At 38.9% G+C, this 311-nt stretch carries 1 pseudogene; it reads right to left on the bottom strand.

From position 1 onward, the window contains the following. Nucleotides 1-311 (bottom strand): annotated as a pseudogene (locus LDN30_RS16260) (hypothetical protein); the annotation flags it as partial.

Genomic DNA, 311 nt, shown 5'->3' with positions numbered 1-311 from the left:
AGTGATGGGCTGTTTCCTCCTTCCAAACCAACTTTTGACTTATACACGAAAAGCTTCTGACGGATTGACTTTTCGCTGATATTGTAAATCAATCCCATAGCCTTGGATGACATTTTGAGGCGAAGAAGAATCATGAACTTCACATCGTCATCACTTAAGTTAGGGAATCGTTCCCTTAATCTTGAGATGAAATTGCCTTCGACATTATCAACAAACATTCTGATTTCCTCCCAGTCCTCCTCTGTCAGCACAACAACGTCCTTTTTGTTTCCACGTATTTCCTCTATCCTTTTTGCTATATTGATTTTTTT

Source organism: Prevotella lacticifex, from assembly GCF_019973375.1.
Classification (GTDB): domain Bacteria; phylum Bacteroidota; class Bacteroidia; order Bacteroidales; family Bacteroidaceae; genus Prevotella; species Prevotella lacticifex.
Note: the sequence above shows the minus strand (reverse complement) of the source record. Positions and strands in the feature narration are given on the sequence as shown.